Source organism: Pedobacter sp. KACC 23697 (genome assembly GCF_045348445.1).
GTDB lineage: Bacteria > Bacteroidota > Bacteroidia > Sphingobacteriales > Sphingobacteriaceae > Pedobacter.
Genome location: NZ_CP157485.1, coordinates 1,889,050 through 1,912,663 on the forward strand (window position 1 = coordinate 1,889,050; position 23,614 = coordinate 1,912,663).

18 protein-coding genes are annotated in these 23,614 nt (G+C 37.8%); 7 read left to right on the plus strand and 11 right to left on the minus strand.

Going from position 1 to position 23,614, the window contains the following annotated elements:
• Window positions 1–11 precede the first annotated feature (11 nt).
• Window positions 12–746: a hypothetical protein gene (locus ABEG20_RS07290; RefSeq protein WP_406826716.1), complete on the plus strand. Its 735-nt coding sequence runs from the start codon at window positions 12–14 to the stop codon at window positions 744–746.
• Window positions 747–888: 142 nt separating this feature from the next.
• Here ABEG20_RS07290 and ABEG20_RS07295 read toward each other — a convergent pair whose 3' ends face one another.
• The 3 genes from ABEG20_RS07295 to ABEG20_RS07305 form a co-directional block, all read right to left on the minus strand.
• Window positions 889–2,247 carry an MATE family efflux transporter gene (locus tag ABEG20_RS07295; protein WP_406826717.1) on the minus strand — a complete coding sequence of 453 codons (1,359 nt, stop codon included), beginning with the start codon at window positions 2,245–2,247 and terminating at the stop codon, window positions 889–891.
• A 282-nt stretch (window positions 2,248–2,529) separates the two neighbouring features.
• Entirely contained in the window at window positions 2,530–3,159 is a 630-nt protein-coding gene (locus ABEG20_RS07300) for a helix-turn-helix domain-containing protein (RefSeq protein ID WP_406826718.1), read from the minus strand.
• 10 nt (window positions 3,160–3,169) lie between these two features.
• Window positions 3,170–3,655, minus strand: a complete 486-nt coding sequence (locus tag ABEG20_RS07305; protein WP_406826719.1) for a DUF4442 domain-containing protein — start codon at window positions 3,653–3,655, stop codon at window positions 3,170–3,172.
• A gap of 343 nt (window positions 3,656–3,998) precedes the next feature.
• Here ABEG20_RS07305 and ABEG20_RS07310 point away from each other — a divergent pair, with 343 nt between their 5' ends.
• The 3 genes from ABEG20_RS07310 to hemF all read left to right on the plus strand — a co-directional run bounded on the left by ABEG20_RS07310 (window position 3,999) and on the right by hemF (window position 6,544).
• On the plus strand, window positions 3,999–4,208 hold the full coding sequence (locus tag ABEG20_RS07310; RefSeq protein ID WP_406826720.1) for a coproporphyrinogen III oxidase: 210 nt from the start codon (window positions 3,999–4,001) through the stop codon (window positions 4,206–4,208).
• A gap of 102 nt (window positions 4,209–4,310) precedes the next feature.
• Window positions 4,311–5,543, plus strand: coding sequence for an MFS transporter (locus ABEG20_RS07315; RefSeq protein WP_406826721.1), 1,233 nt, complete (start codon window positions 4,311–4,313; stop codon window positions 5,541–5,543).
• A gap of 107 nt (window positions 5,544–5,650) precedes the next feature.
• Window positions 5,651–6,544, plus strand: a complete 894-nt coding sequence (gene hemF / locus ABEG20_RS07320; RefSeq protein ID WP_406826722.1) for an oxygen-dependent coproporphyrinogen oxidase — start codon at window positions 5,651–5,653, stop codon at window positions 6,542–6,544.
• 96 nt (window positions 6,545–6,640) lie between these two features.
• Here hemF and ABEG20_RS07325 read toward each other — a convergent pair whose 3' ends face one another.
• A complete protein-coding gene (locus ABEG20_RS07325; RefSeq protein ID WP_406826723.1) occupies window positions 6,641–7,339 on the minus strand; it encodes an endonuclease V in 699 nt (232 codons plus the stop codon).
• 175 nt (window positions 7,340–7,514) lie between these two features.
• On the opposite strand from ABEG20_RS07325, the gene ABEG20_RS07330 reads away from it, so the two are divergent.
• The gene (locus ABEG20_RS07330; protein WP_406826724.1) at window positions 7,515–8,015 is read left to right on the plus strand and encodes a hypothetical protein; all 501 of its coding nucleotides are present in this window, start codon (window positions 7,515–7,517) and stop codon (window positions 8,013–8,015) included.
• A 40-nt stretch (window positions 8,016–8,055) separates the two neighbouring features.
• Here the strand turns inward: ABEG20_RS07330 and ABEG20_RS07335 are convergent, their stop codons facing one another.
• The 4 genes from ABEG20_RS07335 to gyrA form a co-directional block, all read right to left on the minus strand.
• Window positions 8,056–8,493, minus strand: a complete 438-nt coding sequence (locus ABEG20_RS07335; RefSeq protein ID WP_406826725.1) for a hypothetical protein — start codon at window positions 8,491–8,493, stop codon at window positions 8,056–8,058.
• A 298-nt stretch (window positions 8,494–8,791) separates the two neighbouring features.
• The gene (locus tag ABEG20_RS07340) at window positions 8,792–9,937 is read right to left on the minus strand and encodes a tetratricopeptide repeat protein (RefSeq protein ID WP_406826726.1); all 1,146 of its coding nucleotides are present in this window, start codon (window positions 9,935–9,937) and stop codon (window positions 8,792–8,794) included.
• Window positions 9,938–10,036: 99 nt separating this feature from the next.
• Window positions 10,037–11,125, minus strand: coding sequence for a tetratricopeptide repeat protein (locus ABEG20_RS07345; RefSeq protein WP_406826727.1), 1,089 nt, complete (start codon window positions 11,123–11,125; stop codon window positions 10,037–10,039).
• A gap of 26 nt (window positions 11,126–11,151) precedes the next feature.
• A complete protein-coding gene (gyrA, locus tag ABEG20_RS07350) occupies window positions 11,152–13,746 on the minus strand; it encodes a DNA gyrase subunit A (protein ID WP_406826728.1) in 2,595 nt (864 codons plus the stop codon).
• A 495-nt stretch (window positions 13,747–14,241) separates the two neighbouring features.
• Between gyrA and ABEG20_RS07355 the strand changes: the two genes are divergently transcribed.
• On the plus strand, window positions 14,242–15,453 hold the full coding sequence (locus ABEG20_RS07355) for a TCR/Tet family MFS transporter (RefSeq protein ID WP_406826729.1): 1,212 nt from the start codon (window positions 14,242–14,244) through the stop codon (window positions 15,451–15,453).
• Between the two features lie 140 nt (window positions 15,454–15,593).
• Here ABEG20_RS07355 and ABEG20_RS07360 read toward each other — a convergent pair whose 3' ends face one another.
• The gene (locus ABEG20_RS07360; protein WP_406826730.1) at window positions 15,594–16,946 is read right to left on the minus strand and encodes a PhoH family protein; all 1,353 of its coding nucleotides are present in this window, start codon (window positions 16,944–16,946) and stop codon (window positions 15,594–15,596) included.
• A gap of 759 nt (window positions 16,947–17,705) precedes the next feature.
• Here ABEG20_RS07360 and ABEG20_RS07365 point away from each other — a divergent pair.
• Window positions 17,706–19,865 carry an FUSC family membrane protein gene (locus ABEG20_RS07365; RefSeq protein WP_406826731.1) on the plus strand — a complete coding sequence of 720 codons (2,160 nt, stop codon included), beginning with the start codon at window positions 17,706–17,708 and terminating at the stop codon, window positions 19,863–19,865.
• 16 nt (window positions 19,866–19,881) lie between these two features.
• On the opposite strand, the gene ABEG20_RS07370 is transcribed toward ABEG20_RS07365, so the two are convergent.
• Together ABEG20_RS07370 and ABEG20_RS07375 are read right to left on the minus strand one after the other, a co-directional pair.
• Window positions 19,882–20,880: a PorP/SprF family type IX secretion system membrane protein gene (locus tag ABEG20_RS07370; protein WP_406826732.1), complete on the minus strand. Its 999-nt coding sequence runs from the start codon at window positions 20,878–20,880 to the stop codon at window positions 19,882–19,884.
• A complete protein-coding gene (locus ABEG20_RS07375; protein WP_406826733.1) occupies window positions 20,880–23,297 on the minus strand; it encodes a hypothetical protein in 2,418 nt (805 codons plus the stop codon). Before ABEG20_RS07375 ends, ABEG20_RS07370 begins: the two co-directional genes overlap by 1 nt.
• Between the last annotated feature and the right edge of the window lie 317 nt (window positions 23,298–23,614).

The window sequence follows — 23,614 nt, forward strand, 5'->3', positions numbered from 1 at the left end:
ATATAACACCTATGATTAAATACTTACGTTTTACACTCCCGGTTTTAGCGCTTTTTGCAGTCAGTTGTTCTTCAGTTTATATGCCAAACGTTCCAAATACCCCTATGTTAAGTAGACAGGGTGAATTTAGTGGCGGCGCTCATATCTCTTTAAAAGGCAATGCCAGTGTTAACGGTGCTTATGCTGTTTCTGATCATATTGGTGTACTGTTTAGCGGTTCGAGAATGAACAGCGAAAGAAAAAGCAAAGATTTCGGACATAAACTGATTGAAATCGGAGGAGGTTATTTTGATACTTTTGGTCCGGATGATAACCGGATTATCGAAATTTATGCAGGCGTAGGAAAGGGTTGGAGCGATATCACTTTCCGTGATTATAAAAACGATATCCTCGTCAGTTCTGAATTGCAGGAAGTAGATTACAGAAAAACATTCTTACAGGTAAACTACAGCTCGAAAAAGAGAAATAATTTGCATTTGTTCGGAACCGATTTTCCCATTAACTACGGTACTGCTTTAAGAATCAGCCATGTTAAAATGGACCGTTTCTTTTTAAATGGTGTAGTGCAACCCAAAGAAGATAACATTTTCTTTGAACCGGTTTTCTTTACACGTATGGCGCTGAGCAAAACTTTTCAGCTTCAGTACACCACAAGCAGTAATATCGGCTTAAAGAGCCGTAAATATATGTCAGCAGGTAATTCTATTTTTACTATAGGTGTTGTGGTGAATGTTGGCGGTAAATAATTTTTGTTATTCTGAAAAAACGTCGTCATTGCGAGGAGGAACGACGAAGCAATCTTACCTGCAGGTAATTCCATACGATAAAGATTGCCTCGTCGGCTAAAGGAGCTATCTTGCAATGAAGATTATAGCAGAATATACTACGCTATGTAGCCGCTAACCTTTTCGTTTTGTTTTGAAATCTTAAAAATAACAGGATAGAGGCCGTTAATAAGCCTAATGTTAATCCATACCAGATTCCATTAACACCTAAGTTAAAATAAAAGCCCAATACATAACCAATGGGGATTCCAACTATCCAATAGGCTAAAAAGGTAATTAAGGTTGGTATGTTAACATCACCTATGCCACGTAAAACACCTAGTCCAACCACCTGTGTACCATCAAAAAGTTGAAAAAATCCTGCAATAATTAACAGTTGTGCGGCAATTGGAATTACCGTTGCATCTTCGGTATAGATAAAAGGCATAATGTTATTAGCCAGTACGAAAATAACCGCAGTACACGACATAAACAGCAATATTACATGATAGCTGGCAATGGCTGATTTGCGTAGATCGGCAAAGTTATTTTTTCCAAAGTTATTTCCGGTTTTTATGGTTGCTGCCGATGCCACACCACTGGCAATCATATATGTCATGGCAGCCAGACTGATGGCAATTTGATGTGCGGCCTGTTCAATTGCTCCAATGGTACCGATTAATACCGCTGCACCACTAAAAGCACTGATTTCAAAAGAATATTGCATGGCTACGGGCATGCCGATTTTAGCAATCTTAATGGCCCTCATTTTATCAAAGAATGAGGCTTTAAAACTGGTCAGGTATTTTTTAAAATGCTTTGATCGCAAAACATAAAAGCACATTACAGTGGCCATCAAAATCCTGTCTATCAAAGTACTTAAACCTACACCGCTAACACCCATAGATTTGATGCCGAACATACCTTTCACGAAGATGATGCCTAAAATAATATTAAGGGCATTTCCCCAGATAGAAACAAACATGGCTTGTTTAGTAAAGCCTAAACCTTCTGCAAATTGTTTAAACGTCTGGAATATCAGTAAAGGGATAATCGAAACAGATAAAAGATTGAGATAAGGTTTTGCGTAGCGTACTACCTCTGGTGTTTGCTCCAGGTGATCGATAACAAAAAATATCCCCAGTTGCACCAGAATGTATAACAATCCGCCGATACAGATATTAATTATTAAACTGTTTGATAAAAGCTTTCCGCATTCATCATATTTCTGACGGCCGTTTTCCTGTGCAATCAATGGGGTTAATCCATAAGAAATACCCAGCCCGATCACGAGGATCAGCATAAATATACTATTCACCAACGAAACAGCAGCCAATTGAATGGTATCGGTAAAATGACCCACAATAATACTATCGGCCATGTGTACCAAAGTATGGCCCACCTGCGAACCAACAATTGGTAGCGCCAAATGAAGATTTTCTTTATAATAGGGTTTATATTGGGTGTAAATTTTAGAAAACATAGGTTGGCAAAGATCGGTTTTTTAAACATCATAAAATAGGAATGTAGAAAAGTTAGTGTTTAATGGTCGACCTTCCGAATGAAGCACTGTGAATGGAGAAATGTAGAGAGATAGATTTTTCTTCCGAATTTTCTGGATTGTGCTCAGTCGGAATACTTAGCGAGAGGAATCGTCATTCTCAACTCGATTGGGAATCTTAATGCGATAAGCCTAAAGATTAAGATTCCTGCCTGCGCGGGAATGATTATTCACCTAATTAAATCAAATTATAACCGTAACTAACTACCTCACGGCTGTAAAATACTCTTCCTTTTCGGTAGTATGCGATTTAATTACATTAGTTAAAATTAAATTAACCAATACTTTTTGGGCCTTGCGGTACGAACTTCGCAACAACTTGCTAAACTCTTTCAGTGTTATTTTTTCATTCTGCTCCAGGTATTCCAGCAGTTTCTTTTCGTTCTCGGAATAGGAGATAAGCACACCATTGTTTTTATCTTCCTGTTTCAGCACTTCCAGAATAATCCGGCTGGCTAAAACGCTTTTATCATCAATGCGGATATAGGCCCACCATTTTTTTTGCTGATCAAGTGCGTAGTGAGGTTTAGTATCACTTTCCGGTATTTCAACGACTAAAACCAGTTTATCATCCACGTAAATTTCCTCGAAATAAGGTTCGATAGCCGGTTTACAGAACTGGTGAGCAGCCGTTAAAATCATATATTTCTCTTCTTCTTCTGATTTTACCCCTCTGATAGATCCATCATCTGCCACCCCAATTAATAATTTACCACCTTTATTATTGGCGAAAGCGACCAAACTTTTGGCTATTTTCTCGGTACTTGTAATGGTTTTCTTAAAATCGAGCATCACACCTTCACCCTGCAAAATTAAACTCTTAATACTCCGCATAAGCTAAAAATTAGTAAGCAACCCTGGGTGTTTCGCCCTGATGCAGGTTTCGGATATATACTTCATTCATGACGGTTGCACACAGTTCGCCATGCTTGTTGGTGATCTCCATGGGATAGGCCTTTACAAACTTTCCGATTGTTTTTAAGGCATGTTCAGCTTCTTTAAGCATATCATCTGTTACCGCTATGGTAAAGTATAAGGTAGAACGGCCAGGTTTCAGATATTGTATGGAAGCACTTTTTAACCAAACACGGACTTTAAATCCCCGGCGCTGCATCAACTGATCAAATAGGAGCGCGTAAAATGGATCAGTAGCCGCATAAATAGTACCTCCAAAAATAGAGCCGTTGTAATTTTTATTCAGAAAACTCTTGCTCAGTTTAACCGTACAGCTTCTAAATTCATTTTCAAATCTCTGAACCCAAATGCGTTGAAAAAATAGGGGTGGATAAAAACGCATTACCCATTTAAGGGTGTTTTGAGAAATAATCATATTTACTAATATCAGAAAGTTTTATCATCTTTTAAAGTTTTGCAGATGTTGTTTTAGTCATATTTCTGTAATCTGGAAATATTCCTGATTAAGATCACAAGAACGAAACCTCATAAATTACTACAATATCCCATTTTATAGCGTTAACTGATTTTTAACAAAATCATAAGCTAAAATTATACTTTCAGCATTTTTGGCGAGGTACAATCTTGTTCTAAATGATGTTTCGATGTCCTGTAAGCACTTAATAATCAGTAATTATTCATTAAAAATATACTTTTCAGCGAAAAAATAAAACCAAATGGATATCAGGTTGTTTGGATGATAGATAACATTAAAAACTATGAAAAAAATAATCTTAAGTCTTGCTTTTGCAGGCTCTCTTATGATAGCCACATCAGCATGCAATTCGTCAAAAAACATGGCTGGTTCTTCAGACAGTACCAAGATGGATTCGACTACTACGGCACCAATGGATACAACATCTAAAAAAATGCCAGACACGACCACAAAAATGCCACCTGACACAACAAAAAAGAATCCTACTATGTAGGATCTTAAAAGCCACCCTGATGCAGGGTGGCTTTTATTTTTAGAAATCTATTTTAAATATTTGCGTTATTGCGTACTTTCAGCGTCTAAACCAAATAATTAAATGGAGCATCAAACAAAAACCAACAGCCGTAATGTAATTTTCTTAGTAATTGTAGCTGCTCTGGGCTATTTCGTGGATATTTACGATCTTGTTTTGTTTTCTGTAGTACGGGTAAAAAGTTTTACCGATATCGGTGTTTCTGCAGCGCATATGCGTACCGAAGGTGAGTACGTGATCAATATGCAGATGTTCGGTTTGTTGCTTGGAGGCTTACTCTGGGGCATTATCGGCGATAAATTTGGCAGGATTAAAGTATTATTCGGTTCAATTTTAATGTATTCGCTGGCGAATATAGCCAATGGTTTTGCTACTGATGTGCATACCTATGCCATGATCAGGTTTATAGCCGGCATTGGTTTGGCGGGCGAGTTGGGCGCTGGAATTACCCTTGTTACCGAAACCATGGATAAAGAAAAACGTGGTTATGGTACCATGGTGGTTGCCGGCATAGGTTTACTGGGAGCAGCTGCTGCCGCTACAATTGGCAAACATTTTACCTGGCAAACTTCTTATTTTGTAGGTGGTGGCATGGGCTTACTTCTATTGCTGTTGCGTGTAGGCACATTCGAATCGGGTATGTTTAAACATGCTGAGCAGGATAAAGCAGTTTCGAAAGGGAACTTCTTTATGCTTTTTTCCAATCGTAAAAGATTTTTAAAATACCTGGCCTGCATCTGCCTGGGCCTTCCGCTGTGGTTTATTGTCGGCATTTTAGTTACCCAATCGCCAGAAATAGGTAAAGCATTGGGCGCCAAAGAGGCCCTGAATGCGGGTACTGGCATTATGTATACTTATTTCGGTATAGCCATCGGCGATGTGGTGTGTGGGGTTTTGGCACAGATTCTAAGATCGCGTAAGAAAACGGTGCTTATTTTTCAATGTTTATCCGTAATTACCGTGCTTGTTTATTTAAACAGTACCGGTTTAACCGAAAGTAATTTTATTCTGATCTGCCTGTTTATGGGCTTTGCAGTCGGCTATTGGGCTACATTTGTAACCATCGCTGCTGAACAGTTTGGTACAAACATCCGGTCTACTGTTACCACAACAGCACCTAACTTTGTGCGTGGTGCTTTAATTCCGATCACTTTTGTTTTCGAATTTTTTGTGCATCGTTACAACATCGTTTCGGCAGGTTTTATCGTGATGGGGATAGTAACCGTAATTGCCATAATCTCTATTGCTTATTTAAAAGAAAGCTTTAATAAAGACCTCAATTACTTAGAACATTAGCCATAGGACTCCGGACTAAAACAATGTCAACAAAATGTACTATCTAAACATAAATCAATATAGCTGCTTGAATAGCTTTAGATTTGTATGGAAATAGAAAAAGCATCATGTTCAAAGAAGAAGTAGCAGAAAGGTATAAGCAAATACAGGATGAAATTTGCAGGGGACTGGAAATTGCCGATGGCAAAGGGAAATTTGAAGAAGAGCGCTGGGAAAGAAATGGTGGGGGAGGTGGACGTACCCGGATTATGCAAAATGGTGCAATTATCGAAAAAGGAGGCGTAAATTTTTCTGCTGTACATGGTAAGCTGCCTGAAGCGGTAAAAAAAGCCTTTAATGTTACAGAAGATGATTTTTTTGCTACCGGCGTTTCCATTGTAATCCATCCGAATCACCCTTTGGTACCAATTATTCATATGAACATCCGTTACTTTGAACTCAATGAGGAAACGCGTTGGTTTGGTGGCGGTATCGATTTGACGCCGCATTATGTTTTCGAAAATGATGCCCGTTTCTTTCACCATAAGTTAAAGCAGGCTTGCGATGATTTCAGTGCTGAATTTTATCCTAAGTTTAAAACACACGCTGATGATTATTTCTTTATTAAACACCGTGAAGAAACCCGTGGTATTGGCGGTATTTTTTACGATCGTTTAAAACCGGAAAACACCAGTTTATCTTGGGAGCAGATTTTAGATTTCTCTATCAATATTGGCGAAACATTTTTACCGATTTACACGGAATTAATTGACCGTAACCGGGATAAAGAATTTACCGAAGCACAGAAAGACTGGCAATACCAGCGCCGTAGCCGTTATGTAGAATTTAATCTGGTATACGATTCAGGAACCAAATTCGGACTGGAAACCAATGGCCGGATTGAATCTATTTTAATGAGTTTGCCACCACAGGCCAACTGGGGTTATAATGTGCAGCCAGCCATAGATTCAGAAGAATACAAAACTTTGCAGTTGCTTAAAAAAGGGATTAATTGGGTTTAGGTTGATAGTGTCGTCAACCTGATTCGATATTGATCGGATTTATTTCAGGGTCTTTATTGCAGAAAATGCTGAATAAGTTCAGCATAGCGGATTGAATCAAAACAAAGTCAGCGGTGCTGATACCTCATGAAAACCAGCTTTCAGTTTACCGGTTCTAAAGTCATTTACCACGTTGTGCGCCATTCGGGTTGGTTCAGGAATGCGATAATTCCCCACGCAGTTTTTTAAAATCGCCAAACTTTGGTCAGCTGTAATTAAGTGACCGGCAGATACGAAAACAGGCGCACAATTGATTTTTGTGCGTAAAGCAAAACCAAGGGTTTCGCCATGACTATTGATTGCTGAAGTACTTAACTTCTTGTTTTCCGGTACATGATTTTCTCCATATAACAGGCTTTTGGCACAACCAATGGTGGCTTGGTTGGCCAAAATTCCAAAATGCGAAGCTACACCCATTCGTCTCGGGTGCAAAATTCCGTTGCCATCCAGTACCACAACATCAGGTTTATGCCCAATCAATTCCCAAACTTTTAATAACGCAGGTACTTCTTTAAAACCTAAAAAACCTGGCTTATAGGGAAAATTAGTTTCATAAGTTGCTAAAGCGAAAGATTTCAGGACCATACCCGGATAAGTGAGCATTACAATTCCGGCATACATGGTTGAACTGTCCTTATTAAAAGAGATGTCAGCGCCTGCAATGGTCTCCATTTTATGGAGCGGCTGAAACTTTAACTGTTTGGCGAGTTCAATCTGGTAAGCAGTAGCTTCTTCGAAACTGTAATGGTCGTACATGTTTTTAGTACAAGTAAGGATTATAAATTGTTTTGTTATCCCAATTGCAATATTTAGATCAGTAGAATGTAGCTTTTATTTTATCAATACTATAAATGTGTAATAACTATTAAAGTAGTATTAAATTTCAATACTTTAGCTATTTTAGGGGAATGTATCAGATTTTGAACTGAAGATGAACAATATAGCCTTTTTTGATATAGAGCTAAATGCCACAGGCATACAATTGCTTGATATTGGCTGTGTTTTATCGAATGGGCCGGGCTTTCATAAAAATCAGCCTGAAGAATTTATACAATTTATCAGGCAGTGCGAATTTATTTGTGGACATAATATTATGGCACATGATCTGGCTTACTTGCAGCGTCTTTTTGGTCATGCTGAATGGGGATTTGACAAGGCTATTGATACTTTAATGTTATCGCCTTTATTGTTTCCCAGGCAGCCTTACCACCGTTTGCTCAAAGATGATAAGGTTCAAACTGAAGAACGAAATAATCCTTTAAATGATGCTAAAAAAGCCAGAGATCTGTTTTACGATGAATTAGGCGCTTTTGGGGTACTTGATAATCAATTTAAGGTGATCATATATGGTCTTTTGCATAATCAAAGCGGCTTTGATAATTTCTTCAGGTATCTTAATTATACTGTACCTGTAAATAAAGAATGTAAATAGTCCTAATTTATTCAGGACTATTTACTTTAATCAGAAAAAATTATTCCTCCCAGGCGATAGGAACATAAATCGTTACGTAACCATCAGCACCTATCATTTCCGGAGATAAGGTTACGGTAATAGATCCATAACCCGTCCAGTTTCCCTGACCTCTTTCTGCGCTAAACTCATAGGTCCCTGCAGGTAAACCGTTAATTATACCAGGTAACTGATAAGGTAAAAATGTTCCGAAAGATGATGGTCCATTTTCAACAAAATAATCATCACCGCTTTCCTGATTGTAAATGGTAAAGCCTGGTGATTCTGTAGATACTGAAGTGGTTACACTGCCATCAAGATTTCTGTAACCCAAACGAATATTGTAAGTAGTTACTTTAGCTTTGTTGCTGCTAACTGGTTTTGGTATTTCTGGTGTGGCATATGTTGTTAAGGATACAACACATAATACAAGCATGCAAATTGAAATGATCTTTTTCATAATAAATGGTTTTAGTATAACATAAAGATCCTAAATTTTTTTTGGTAATCTGTTAAATCAGGATTATAAAAGTATTAATTAAAATATATTAAAGTAGATTTAATACTAAATATTGAGTGGTGTAACAGGTAAAAGAGTTAGATATAGTTAATATCGTTCACTCTAAAGCCATTGCAATTTAGCCAGTGCATTCCTGATACAGTTCAAAGATTTACTATGTAATGTTTTGTCCTATAATTAATATTATGTTAAGTTGATTATTTTATAACTGCCCTATCAGGGTAATTCCTGAAATCAACTATAATTCCTGAAGTTTTCGGTTTAGCTCCTGAACTTTATCGGTAGCTTTCTTTTTGGTGTAAATATCGATCAGTAACTGTACAGTTTTTTTATCGTTCGGATTAATTTCATTGGCCCGCTGCAAAGCAAACTGTGCATGATTAATTAATCCATTATATTTTGCTGCTTTATCTGCCTCATTTTTACTCAGGGTTTCGTTGGCTGTATTAATATACGCTAAGCTCAATTGGTATAGTGCGTCAAAATAATTTTGATCGGTAGACAATGCCTTTTCATAAGCTAAAATTGCTGTAGCATTATTGCCGCCAACCTGTTGCAGGTATCCATATAGAAAATACAGTAATTTATTGCCTTTTTCTACTTTTAAATTGCTTTCAATCAATCCTTGTGCTTTACTAAAATTTTCGGTATCGAGTAAAAGATTGATATAATCGTTGGTTAAGAAATGGTTAAACGGATTAAGCGCCAGTCCGTCTTCTAATGTTTTTATCGCAGTTTCACTTTCCGATTTAACCACATACATTTGTGCCATTTTCTGAAAAACAGATGGATTTTTAATTCCGTTTTCTTTAGCGCGCTTAAAGTAAGTTAAAGCTTCATCATAAGCCTGGATATTTAAGGCGCAAATGGCTGTATTTAAGGCTAAGGTGGTATCTGCCGGAAAATTATCGCCAACTTCCTTTAAGTCTGCAAACGCTTCTTTAAAGTCGTTGTTAAAAAAAGCTTCATTGCCTTTTTCTTGTTTTTTGATCAGGATATTATGGCTGGAAGCCTTAATTAACCCCGAATTATCATCATAACGGTCAAGTGATTTTGCTTTGGCAACAGCATCAATCGCATTATCATAATACTTATTGGCATTATTGGGATCTGTATCGATTAAGGTCGCAAACGACATTAAGTAAGACTTTATCGACCAGGTTTCCGCCCAGTTTTTTGTTTTATTATCCTTTTCTGCAGACTCAATTGCCTTCAACCCTTCACTTATGATAGCAAGTTGCTTTTTTTCATCTTCTTTATTGGCAATAGCTGCCTGCAGTTTACCCACGGCATTTCTGGCAATAAGAATTTGGGTTTTTTGAGCTACAGCATTAAAAGAGACGAAAATTAAGGCGATTAATGATATTTTAAAGCAATTTTGCATGAGCTAAATAATGTGATAAAACCGTAATAAACCATAAAAATAAACATAAAAAAAAGAGCCCCGAAATTTCGGGGCTCTTTTTTTAGATCGGTATCAGAATTATTGTTTAGGCAATGCGTCTAAACGTTTCTTGATATCTTCATAATTTTTGGTATCATTTCTAAAAGCATAGATTGTTTTCAACGTTTCCAAAGCGCCTTCGTTTTTAGCATCAACTTCTAAAGCTTTTTTATAAAAAGGAAGCGATTTATCTAACAAAGCATTCATTTTACCGGTTACTTCATTAAATTCTTTCACTTTTTTAGGGTCGATTTTATTTCTGTCGGCCTGTAATTTTAGAGCCTGACTGAAATAGATATTGCCAAGTAAAACCTGATAGTTCGCATTGTTTGGCTCTTTTGTGGCCAAGGCGGTTAACATCTGCTCTGATTTTGCTACATCACCCCTGTTGATATAGATTTGTGTTTCAGTTTTGATCCAATCTGTATTTTCCGGGAATTTTGCATTTGCTTCTTTAATAATAGCTAAAGCAGCCGTAGTATCTTTTTGTTTGCTTAAAACAGCGTTGATAATTTCAGAATATAAATCTTTAGACTGTGGTGAATTTAAAGAAATTACTTTTTTAAATTGAGTAATCATACCCGGATAATCCTCAATATTCCTCGCTGCAATACCCGCATTTAAATACATTGCGGTATCCTGTGGATTAATTACGGTTGCAGCTACAAATTTTTCGTAGGCTGTTTTGTAATCTTTTTTATTATAGGCAATTACACCTCCATTTCTAACAGCGTTGCTCACATTGGTTTCAGCAGAACTGATGTTGTCTTTCTCACTTCCCTTAGTATCTAATTTCTTTGCTTCTGCAATGGCATCCTGAGCAATTTTTAAATTTGCATCAGCGTTTGCAGTGCTGGTTGAATCTAAAATTGCTACAGAAGATGCGAATAAAGCGCGGTAAGACCAGGCTTCAGGCATCGTTTTAGATTTTTCATCAGCAATAGCTTTATCTGTATGGGCTAAACCTTTTGCTAAAGCTTCAAGTTTCTTGGCTAATGGAGTTGATGCATTTGAATTGGTTATCTGGAACAAATTCCAATCATTTTTAGCGGCATTAACTTCACTTTTCTGAGCAAATGCAGTGCTTACCGCACCTGCTAAAACTATACTTAGAAATACTCTTTTCATAATTTTTATTCTAATCTTATTTTTAGTTAATTTTCTTCTTCCGTTTCACGATCTGATTCGCCCTCTTCCTCTTCAGTGTCTTCGGCTTCCGGTGTAGTATCGGCTTCCAGTTCTTCGCCATCTGTAACTACAACATCAGTTAAATCTACTGTTTCTTCTGCATCTTCCTCGTGATCGATTTTGGTTACCGAAGCAATCTCGTCATCGCCTTTTAATGAGATTAAACGAACGCCTTGCGTAGCGCGGCCCATTACCCTTAATGCTGAAACCGGAATCCTGATTACAATGCCTGATCGGTTAATGATCATCAGATCTTCGCTGTCAGTAACGTCTTTTATGGAAACCAATTGTCCGGTTTTTTCAGTAACATTAATGGTTTTTACCCCTTTACCACCACGGTTGGTTACACGGTAATCTTCAATATCTGTACGTTTACCGTATCCTTTTTCTGATACTACTAACACGGTAACCTCAGGATTGTTTACAGCAATCATGCCAACAACTTCATCCTGATCATGCGCAAGCCTTACACCACGTACGCCGGTAGCGGTTCTACCCATCGGACGAACGGTACTTTCGTTGAAACGGATAGCCCTGCCTGATCGCAATGCCATTACAATTTCGCTTTGTCCGTTAGTTAAACAAGCTTCTAACAAAATGTCGCCTTCATTGATGTTAATGGCATTGATACCATTTACACGCGGCCTTGAGTACGCTTCAAGAGAAGTTTTCTTGATGGTACCTTTTTTAGTACACATAATGATGAAGTTGTTCTCTAAATACTCCTGGTCTTTAAGGTTTTTAACTTTAATATAAGCCTTAATTTTCTCTTCTTTCGGAATGTTGATGATATTCTGTATCGCCCTTCCTTTACTGGTTCTTGAACCTTCCGGAATTTCGTATACCCTTAGCCAGAAACACCTTCCGGCTTCGGTAAAGAATAACATATAATTGTGATTGGTGGCAACCAGCATATGCTCAATAAAATCTTCATTTCTTGAGGTACTGCCTTTAGAACCTTTTCCGCCCCTGCCCTGCGCTTTAAATTCGCTTGCTGGCGTACGTTTAACATAACCTTCATGAGATATGGTAATCACTACTTCTTCATCGTCGATGAAATCTTCCATACTCATATCTTCAGCCGAGTGAACGATTGTGGTTTTACGTTCGTCGCCAAATTTCTGTTTTACTTCTTCCAGTTCATCTTTGATGATTTTCATCCGTAAACCTTCGTCTGCCAGAATAGATTTCAAATATTCGATGGTTTTCATCAATTCAGCGTACTCTTCTTTGATCTTATCGCGCTCTAGTCCGGTTAAACGGCGAAGCGTCATATCCAGAATGGCACGGGCCTGAAGGTCGCTCAGGCCGAATTTTTCCATTAAGCCTAAACGGGCTTCTTCTGGTGTTTCAGACGCACGTATCAATTTAATTACTTCATCCAGATGATCTAAAGCAATTAAATAACCTTCTAAAATGTGTGCACGTTTTTCAGCCTCAGCCAATTCGTATTTTGTACGGCGAACAATTACATCGTGGCGGTGATCCACAAAATGCACAATTAAATCTTTAAGATTTAACATTTGCGGACGGCCTTTTACCAGTGCAATGTTATTTACGCTGAAAGAGGTTTGTAAAGCGGTATACTTATATAGGTTGTTTAAAACGATAGAGGCATTGGCATCGCGTTTAATTTCGTACACGATGCGGATACCATCTTTATTCGATTCGTCTTTAATGTTGGAAATACCTTCCAGTTTTTTCTCGCCTACCAATTCAGCAGTACGCTCAATCATCTGGGCCTTGTTAACCTGGTAAGGAATTTCGGTAACAATAATTACTTCACGGTCTTTAATGCTTTCAATTTCAGCCTTTGCACGCATAACAATACGTCCACGGCCGGTTTCGAAAGCTTCCTTTACACCAGTATATCCATAAATAATACCACCTGTAGGGAAATCAGGAGCTTTTACAAACTTCATTAATTCCTCTATAGTAATATCTCTATTGTCGATATAATTTACCACCCCATCAATTACTTCGGTTAAATTGTGAGGTGCCATATTGGTGGCCATACCTACGGCAATACCAGAAGATCCGTTCACCAATAAGTTAGGGATTTTTGCAGGTAAAACAGTTGGCTCCTGTAAAGTATCATCAAAGTTTAACTGAAAATCTACCGTATCTTTATTGATATCGGCAAGCATTTCTTCCGCAATTTTCGAAAAGCGTGCCTCGGTATAACGCATTGCCGCCGGAGAATCGCCATCAATGTGGCCAAAGTTTCCCTGACCATCAACCATTGGATAGCGTAAGCTCCAGTCCTGGGCCATACGAACCATGGTAAAGTATACAGATGCATCACCATGTGGGTGATACTTACCTAAAACCTCCCCTACAATACGGGCAGATTTTTTATGTGGTTTATTGCTGGTTACACCAAGATCGAGCATACCATATAAAACACGGCGGTGTACCGGTTTTAATCCATCGCGTACATCAGGCAAAGCCCTGGATACGATAACCGACATTGAGTAATCAATGTAGGCCGATTTCATCTGCTCTTCTATGTTAATTGGAATGATTTTGTCGTTCTGCTGATTTTCTAAATCTTCTGCCATAAATTATTATTCTCGCTACTTAAAACGATATTAAAAAAGGGTATTACTATAACCTTGCGAATTTAGCAAAATTTAGCCGGATTAAGGCATTGTGGAAAATTTTTGACCGTTGTGATAGGTTTTTAATGACTGGAGTATTTTTGATTTATTGAAGGTCAGTTTAAGGGTTTTTGATTTAAGCCTGTCAGGTTTTTGAATTCTGGTAGGTTTGCCGGATTGGATTGATATTTTTTTTGAAATGTAGGGTGCAGTGTGAATGGCGGCCTGCAGCCCTGTTACCGCTGCAAGTCCTCCCCGATGAAACCTGTAAAATAAGCAAGCACTCAATAAACGACAGCATAGACGGCGTTTAATCGGGTTGCGGGCTTTCCGCTTGATCAGGTTTATGAACAGGGGTTCTGCCTTAATCTGATGATTTAAACCCTCGCAGGTTTGTAGAACTAAAATTTACATTCTGAAGTAATTCTGATACTTTTGTTTTTCAACCTTTTAAAGATGGCAAACGAGAAGAAATCTGCAATGAGTTTTATTATGGTAACCCTCCTGATCGATTTTACAGGCTTTGGGCTGATTATTCCGGTATTACCCAAACTTATACAGGATTTTACCGGTGGCGGCTTCGGTTTGGCAGCAGAATATGGGGGCTGGCTAACGCTGGCCTATGCAATGGTACAATTTATATTTTCTCCGGTCATCGGCGCAATGAGCGATCGGTATGGAAGAAGACCGGTATTGTTAAGTTCTTTGTTTGGTTTAGGAATCGATTATATCTTTTTAGCCTTTGCCCCTTCCATTATCTGGTTATTTGTAGGGCGTATAATTGCAGGTATTACTGGAGCCAGTTTTACTACTGCCCAGGCTTATATTGCAGATGTTTCGCCTCCTGAGAAAAGAGCACAGAATTTTGGTTTGGTTGGTGCTGCATTTGGTGTTGGTTTTATATTAGGACCGGTTTTAGGTGGTGTTTTTAGCCATTTTGGTACCCGTGTGCCTTTTATGGTTGCCGCAGGCTTATCACTAATTAACTGGCTTTATGGTTATTTTATATTGCCAGAATCTTTACCGGTTGAAAAACGCAGGGCTTTTGACTGGAAAAGGGCCAACCCCATTGGCTCCTTACAGCGTATAGGTAAATATCCGGCATTGGCGGGGTTAATGGCTACATTATTCCTGCTGTATTTTTCCAGTCATTCAGTTCAATCGAACTGGACATTTTATACCATGGAGAAATTTAACTGGGATGCAGCGTGGGTGGGTTATTCGCTAGGCTTTGTGGGTTTGGTGATCGGAATTGTACAGGGTGGATTAATCAGGGTGATTCTGCCAAAAATAGGCGAAAAGAAAGCCGTATACTTTGGCCTCATTTTGTATGTAATCGGCTTCGTAGCCTTTGCTTTTGCATCCAAAGGCTGGATGATGTTTGCCTTTATGCTCCCTTATGGTTTGGCCGGAATAGGCGGACCAGCTATGCAGGGACTTATTTCCAATCAGGTACCTGCTAATGCACAGGGCGAAATGCAAGGTGTTTTAACCGGTTTACAAAGTTTGGCCGCCATATTCGCGCCTTGGGTAATGACACATATTTTTGCTTATTTTATAGAAGGGAAAGCACCTGTTTATTTCCCGGGGGCACCGTTTATACTAAGTGCGGTTTTAACTTTGATTGGGTTATTTATTTGTTTGAGGAGCTTGAAGAAATATCATTAGTCACAAATGTGGCTTATCTATATAAGAAAAATCTTCATCTCTACTGAAGCGTAGCGGAATGGAGAGATCTACCCTCGAGATAGATTTTAACTTCGCTGCAATCCATCCGAAAAGACGATCGCTTAATTGGGCATAAGATCTTACAACAACTCATTCGCCAAATTGGCCAACTCGCTCCGCTCCCCTTTTTGGAGGGTAATATGTGCGTAAAGCGGATGGTTCTTCGCATTTTCAATCAGGTACGAAAGCCCATTGCTTTCCGAATCAAGATAAGGCGTATCAATCTGGTAAATATCGCCTGTAAATACAATCTTGGTATGCTCTCCTGCCCTCGAAATGATTGTTTTTACCTCATGAGGCGTTAAGTTCTGCGCCTCATCAATAATAAAGAAGATTTTGGTGAGGGTTCTGCCTCTGATAAAGGCCAATGGTGCAACAGCTATTTTTTCGGTCGTGATCAGTTCTTCGATCTTTTCCGACATTTTATCGTCACCGGTAAATTGCTCTTTGATAAACCGTAAATTATCCCAGATGGGCGCCATAAAAGGATCTGTTTTCGATTTGGCATCACCCGGCAGGAAGCCAATATCTTTATTGCTCAAAGAAACAATCGGCCGGGTAACATAAATCTGCCTAAAGTTTTTACGCTGTTCTAAAGCGCTGGCCAGCGCCAATAAGGTTTTTCCGGTTCCGGCATTGCCCTGTATGCTTACCAGCTTGATCTCCGGATCTAAAAGTGCGTGGATGGCAAAGGCCTGCTCCATATTTTTAGGTTGGATTTTAAATACCGGATTGGTAGAAACTGCCGAGATTGTTTTTAAATAATGGTTATAAAATACATTCGCAGTTTTTCTCTTATTTTTTAAAACATAAAAATGATTGGCATTTTGGCTTGGTAATGCTATTTCAACCGCATCAATAAATGGTTGTTTTTTTACGCGCGCTATAATTTCGACTGGAAAATCGGTCAATTCTGTCTTTCCGGCGTAAAGTTCATCTACATTTTTAATCTTACCAGTTTCGTAATCTTCTGCGTTTAAATCCAAAGCCTTGGCTTTTAACCTCAGGCAGATGTCTTTCGATACCAGTATTACTTTTTTATCGGGATATTCTGCTTTTAAACTTAATGCTGCGTTTAAAATCTTATGGTCTGTTTTGCCTTTTCCATACACCTCCTCTGCATTTACTGCTAATGGCTTTTCATTTAAGATGACCTTAAATTTCCCTGATTCGAGACTTTTCAATGAAATCCAATCGCTGATCAGTTTTTGTTTGGAAGTTTCATCAATAAGGCGGATAAAACTTCTGGCTTCGAAATTTCGGGTGTCATTACCACTTTTAAAATGATCAAGTTCTTCTAAAACCTGGATGGGAATGGCAACATCATGTTCTTGGAAGTTGTTTATCGCATCATGATCGTATAAAATAACCGAGGTATCTAGAACGAATATCTTTTTTGATGGGCTGGAGATTGATTTACCTTTTTTGGCCATTTGGTAAATTTAATGTTTTAGGAATAATATGTGGAAGATTCCGCTATTCTTTTTTTGATCGAAAGTATCAAAATTTTAGGGCAAAATAAAAACGGGGTCCTTCTTCTTTCGATTCAGTTCCCCGTTTTAACTCTAAAAACAACCTTAGTCGCTTTTAAAGCATCTAATTCTTGTTACTTTGATTTTTCCGTTATCGTTAGGTTTTACAACTTTTGCGATTCGTGAAAATTTATTTCCAGCTCTTCTGTCCGTAAACTTCGTAACTTTCTATAAGCTCTGTCTGGGCCTGTGCGATTTTCTTATGATCCAATCTTTTGATGGTTATATATATTTCTTACTCGGTTCAACCCTTTCAGAAATTAATCGTTTTCCCCGTAAACATTCCGAAATAATTCCCCTTTCGGTTCTCTATCTCTTTTGGACTGTTTTATCAGAATTCAAAGTACTTCGTATTTGATATCATCTAATTTAGCTGGAAAGCATCCATTTGTCAAGAGAAAAGTGAACGTTTTTATAAACAAAGTTATCCACTTAAATACACTGTTTATCAACATATTAAATTTAAATAATCTTGGTTTGAATTACCAAAATCGCAACACCTTAAAGGTTATTAACAATCATAGCCATCACACTTACAAACATTACGTATCAAATTATTAATCAGATAATTACTGTTTTTCTGCGTAAAAATTAAAAAAAAAGAAAAAAACTTAATTTTAATCTCAACAAAAAACATCGGTATTGTGTTATTTTTGTAACATGCAGATCAGGCAACCCATTAGAAATATACAAGACTTTTTATTGAGTACCTATTTTGCAGATGGCCTACGCATTACCATGGGGGTACTGCTCCCCTCTTTAATTCTTGCCCAGTTTGGCTTGCTAAAATACGGCATGACTTTATCTTTGGGCGCTTTATGTGTAAGTGTGGTAGATAGTCCGGGTCCAATGGTACACCGCAGAAACGCCATGCTGATTACTACGGCACTCATTTTTACTTTTTCCATTATAACAGGCCTAACCAATAAAAATCATTATTTTATTGGCTTTTTATTGGCCGTATCGAGCTTTGTATTTTCGATGTTTTATATCTATGGCATCAGGGCAGCATCAGTGGGTACTGCCGTTTTGCTGATCATGGTATTGAGTATTGATGATATCCGCCCATGGCAAGAGGTCTTGTTACACGCTGGCTTGGTGCTGGCCGGTAGCTTGTGGTACACCGGTTTAAGCTATTTTGTGTATCGCTTACGTCCTTTTCGTTTGGTGCAGCAATCGTTAAGTGATTCTATTTTAGAAGTGGCAGAATTTCTGCGCGAAAAAGCCAAGTTTTATCATCAGAATAATAACTACGATAAAACTTATTCAGAACTGTTACAACTTCAGGTGTCTGTTCACGAAAAACAGGATGCAGTAAGAGAATTGTTATTCAGAACACGCGAAATTGTGAGAGATTCTACCCCTGAAGGTAGATTTTTATTATTGGTATTTGTAGATATGGTTGATCTGTTTGAGCAGGTAATGTCTACCTATTATAATTACCAGCAACTCCACGATCAGTTTGATAAAGCAGGCATCTTATCAGATTATGAAATGGCCATCAAGCGGATTTCATATGCCCTTGATGATATTGCATTTGCCCTGAAAAGTGGCGGAATGCCTGTTGTTTCGAAACGTTTATTAATTGAGATCGAACGGTTAAAGATTAAAATCAACAATCTGGAAAAGAATAATCAAAATCAGGAGTACAATACGCTGGGTATTATTGCCTTAAAAAATATTGAGGTAAACATCGAAAATATTCTGGCCAGGGTTAAAACTATTTTCAGCTATTTTAAAATCAGAAACAGCAAGGATATTAGAAAAGCCGAGGTTGATACCGAGAAATTTATCACCAGGCAAAAATTCGATTTCAAACTCTTCACGGAAAACTTAACCTACACCTCTTCTACTTTCAGGCACTCGTTACGGGTTACCGTAGTGATGTTACTGGGTTTTATAGTGGCCCAGATTCTCGATTTTTCGCACAGCTACTGGATTCTCCTCACCATTCTTGTGATTTCAAAACCGGGATTCAGCTTAACCAAAGAACGTAATTATCAGCGTTTGATCGGTACCACAGTCGGGGCTTTTATTGGTATGGGCGTAATTACTTATATCCATGATCGGAATACTTTGTTTGCAATCCTGTTGATTTGCATGATTGGCTGTTATAGTTTTCAAAGGAAAAATTATGTGGTAAGCGTACTCTTTATGACTCCTTATATCCTGATCCTGTTCGATTTTCTAGGGATGGGATCGATAGCATTGGCACGTGAGCGGATTTATGATACATTTATTGGCTCCGGTATTGCTTTGCTGGCCAGTTATTCTTTATTCCCAACCTGGGAGTACGAAAAACTGAAAGAAGCTATGGTAGATATGCTGAAAGCAAATAAAGCTTATTACGAACAGGTGATTAAATTGTATTTTGAGAAAAATTACAATAGAACGGAATATAAGCTGGCCCGTAAAGAGGTTTATGTAAGTACCGCTAATTTGGCTTCTTTATTTCAAAGGATGTTCTCTGAACCCAAAAGCAAGCAATTGTTTATTAAAGAAGTACATCAGTTTACAGCACTCAGCCATTTATTGTCATCATATGTTGCAACGCTATCGCTCTATAATAAGGAACACCAGTTTATATTCGAGAGTTTTGAAACCTTAAAACCGATCGCCAATAACACCAATTACTTGCTGGATGCATCTGTTGATAACCTGGAGCGAGGAAAAAGTGTAGTAGACAATGTGCCTTTAATCAGGTTAAATGATAATGGTTTAGCAATAAAAAAAGGTGAAGATCTGGTTCCGGAACAATTCGATCTGATCCAGAAAGTAGCCTACGATATTTACAAACTATCAGTAAAAATAAAGCTTTAAGGCATAACAGGCTATCTCAGAATTTAGGGCACGGCACTTTAAAGCCTTTAAAGTTGTTATGCCTGTAGATCAAAGAAAGTTCGTACGTGCGTGGTGTAGCACTCATTAATTTATTTCCGTAAACGGTATAATTAATTCCCGCACTAATATTCTTTATGGCTATACCAAAATAAGGATAAAATGAAGCTTCGTTAAATTTGTACCACATGCCGACATTCAGTTTCATTTTAGTTTCATCTCCAGGTTGCAAACCTACTACAGTGCCGAAAATAACATCCCTGTTGTTTTTCTGCGCATTGTAAACTCCTGTAAAATTTAAATCAATGTTATTATTCAATAAGTAAAACAAGCCTAAATTGACGGCCCTTCTTGCAGCAACCACCTCGTTGCTGTTGCTTAGCATAGATTCGCGGGGTTTAGTGAGATGGTATTGCGCATATCCGAGGGCTATACTCCAATAATCAAAATTGGCAGCGAAATTAGCCCCGATATTTAAGTCAAAATAGGATGTTCTATCATTCTTTAAATCCAGATAATTAGGCATTGAATTATCAAAACCGCCAGCACCATTATATTGAGAAGCAAAAGTGAGTTTATTGTAATCCAGATACCTGGAGACATAAGCAAGTTGCGGTGCCAAACCAAATTTAAAACGATGTTCTTCGTCCATATATTGATAGTATGAAACACTGGCACTAATGTATTGCGATTTTAATGCTTTATTTAAAGATTCGTCAAACAGGCCACTTAAACCCAAGCTGAAATAGCTGTTTGTAAAGTTTTCGTCTTCTATCAATTTCAGATCGCCAGATACACTATAGGTATTGTAAGGATCACCAAGATTGCCCCATTGCTGCCTGGTATTGACGGCAATTCTATAATCGCCATCAAAAAAACCGGTAAATGCAGGGTTTAAGCTTAAAGGTGCAGCGAAGTATTGCGAAAACTTCGGGTCCTGTGCCCAACAACAAACAGTAGTGAGGCATAAATAAAAAATGAGCAGCGATCTGTACATTATAGTATTAGTATAGTTTTTCCTTTTGATTGGATTTTCCCACCCGAGGTGTCAATGCCTTCTGCAAACCAAGAAAATGTTTCCAGTGGTTGCATTTTGCTGTTAAACTGTCCATCCCATCCTCCATTTGCCAAATCAGCGCTTTGATAGACCAATATTCCCCATTTATTGTATATCTTAAAACTGGTTAACTTTTGAATACCTACCAAAAATGGATAAAGGCGGTTATTCGTTTCTCTTTGAGGGGTAAATGCCGTTGGAACAATTATTTTTGGCTGAGGTAAAATTTCCAGTTCAATTGGTGCAGAGGCTACACATCCCTGTTCATTCTGTATCGTAATATAATAAACACCGGCCTTGTTTACTCTTTTAGGGTCAGCTAAAGGTCTTTTTAGTTTTTCATCTTCATAATAACCCACTTTTACATATGGACTACTCCCTTCAGTTATTTCCTGTGCGGTTAAATCGATAAAATCCTGCTCAAAAGCTGCCCTTGGGTTATGGAGTACTAGGGTTGGTGCAGTGTTAAAGCTAACCTGTATTTTGCCTGATGTAAAACAGCCTCCATCATTTACTGCTTTAACATAATAAGTTCCGGCTTTGGCAATCGCTTTAGGAGAAGAAATCTGCTTGCTTAAAGCTGCATCGTAAAAAAATGAAAATTTTAAATTATTGCTCGATCCACTATAAAGCTCCGGATTAGAAATATCAACCTTGTCCGGATAACATGCTGTTTCAGGATTTTTGATTTGAAGTACAGGCATATCATTGATTGTTACTTCAATTTTATCAGTTACCGTGCAACCCTCTGCATTGGTTGCTTTTACATAATAAGTACCCGATTGATCAATCTCTTTAGGGTTAGTTAAGGGGATGGAAAAGGCTTCATCTGCATAAAAACTGTATTTGAACGTAGCATCACTTCCTGCGTAATAAGCTGCCGCAGTGATATCAACTTTTGTTGATATGCATAAAGGTTTAGGATTGCTTACTTTTAGAATTGGCTTATTTTTGATGTTTACTTCAATAGGGACAATTTTACTGCAGCCCGATTGGTTGGAAAATCTGATAAAATACTTTCCTGATTTACTGATGTGCTGTGGATCTGAAATGATTTGAGTAGCTGCTTCATCGGCAAAATATGACCTGGTAATTCCTTCTAAATTACCTATGTATAAAGCTGCATCTGTAATGTCTATTTTTTCTGAATAACAAACCTCTTTTGGATTTTTAATACTGATGTTTGCTGTATTAAAAATCGAAATCTCTACTGGAACAATACTTTCACAACCTTTATTATTGCTGCCTTTAATGTAAAAAGTTTTATCGGAAATAATTTTAATCAGCCCATTTACCGGCTTGGTTAAATCCTTGTCCTCATAAACCTGGTAAGTAAAACCTTCCGTTTTGTTCAGAATGTACTTGGAATCCAAAAGGTCTATCTCAGCATTCTGGCATACCACATCTTTTTTTAAAACATTAAATTCATAGCCTATACCCTTAACAACGGTACTTACTGTATTTGGACAGCCAAAACCTAAGTAAGGTGTTACATCCAGCAGGATACGCGAACCATCCGCAGGTTTTGGTTTTATATTGATCGATTGCCCGGAACCATATTTTATCGATCGGTCTTCACTATACCAGTTGTAGGTTTGGTAGCCGCTCGGACCAGATAAGTTAACAGCATCGGCATTGGCACAATAAGTATTGCCGGTAATTAAATCTCCGTATACATTTTTGATATTTACATAAGCATAGCCAAAATGCTGTCCCCGGGAACAATCGGTACTGATAAACTCGATAAGCAGTTTTTTACCCTGATAACCCGATAAATTAATGGTAACAGGCGACCAATCTTTATAAATCACATTATCATAATCTGCTGACTTTTTAAAGCCTGGCAATGATGACGTAGCTACATATTCAAATGATGCGCATGGAATGTATTCGTTTTTCTCCATATCTTTAACCCGGGCAACAAACCGGGGTTGTTCAAATGGTTCGTGATCTGGATCTTCTAAAACAACAGCATATTGGTAAGTTAATGTAAATGTTGGTTGATCGGTTGGAACGCTAACTTCATAAGATATTCCATCGATCTGTGCACCGGTGGCATTGTTGCCTAATTTAACAGAATAATTTCCTCCGGATGGCGGGATTAAATGAAAACCGCCGTATTGATCAACCAGATTTTTATTGCTGATGATGGTATGCCGCCCCGAAATAGGTTTGGTCACTTCGTTCATCGTAACTACATTCTGGTTATTTTCGATTGCAATGGAACCCGCATAAATTTTCCAGTTTTGAAAATTTCCTTTTTCAAATCCAATATTCTCAGGAGAGGACTGCGCATTTAATCTGGATGGCATAACAATAATTGCTATGAACATCAACAAAAACAATCTATTTGCCATTGGGATGATTTTTAGCTGTTATGATATAAAAATATCGTTTTGGTACGTTTAGCGCTTTTTATGTCAAGTCAAAGTCATGGTTTTTTACACGAAACCCAATACTTATAAATGTGTATACGAAGATTTAAGTGAAAAGGATTTGCAAACATTTATAGAAATAAAACCCTGATTATCAAATAATTATTTAAAATAAGCGTTTAGCTTATAAATACCGAAAAACTGATTTTACATTATTTTTTCGCCAATTAGGTATCATCTCAAATATTATTTTTTTACATGAACAGCCCATCATCTGCTCACATTTATTCCCAATTATA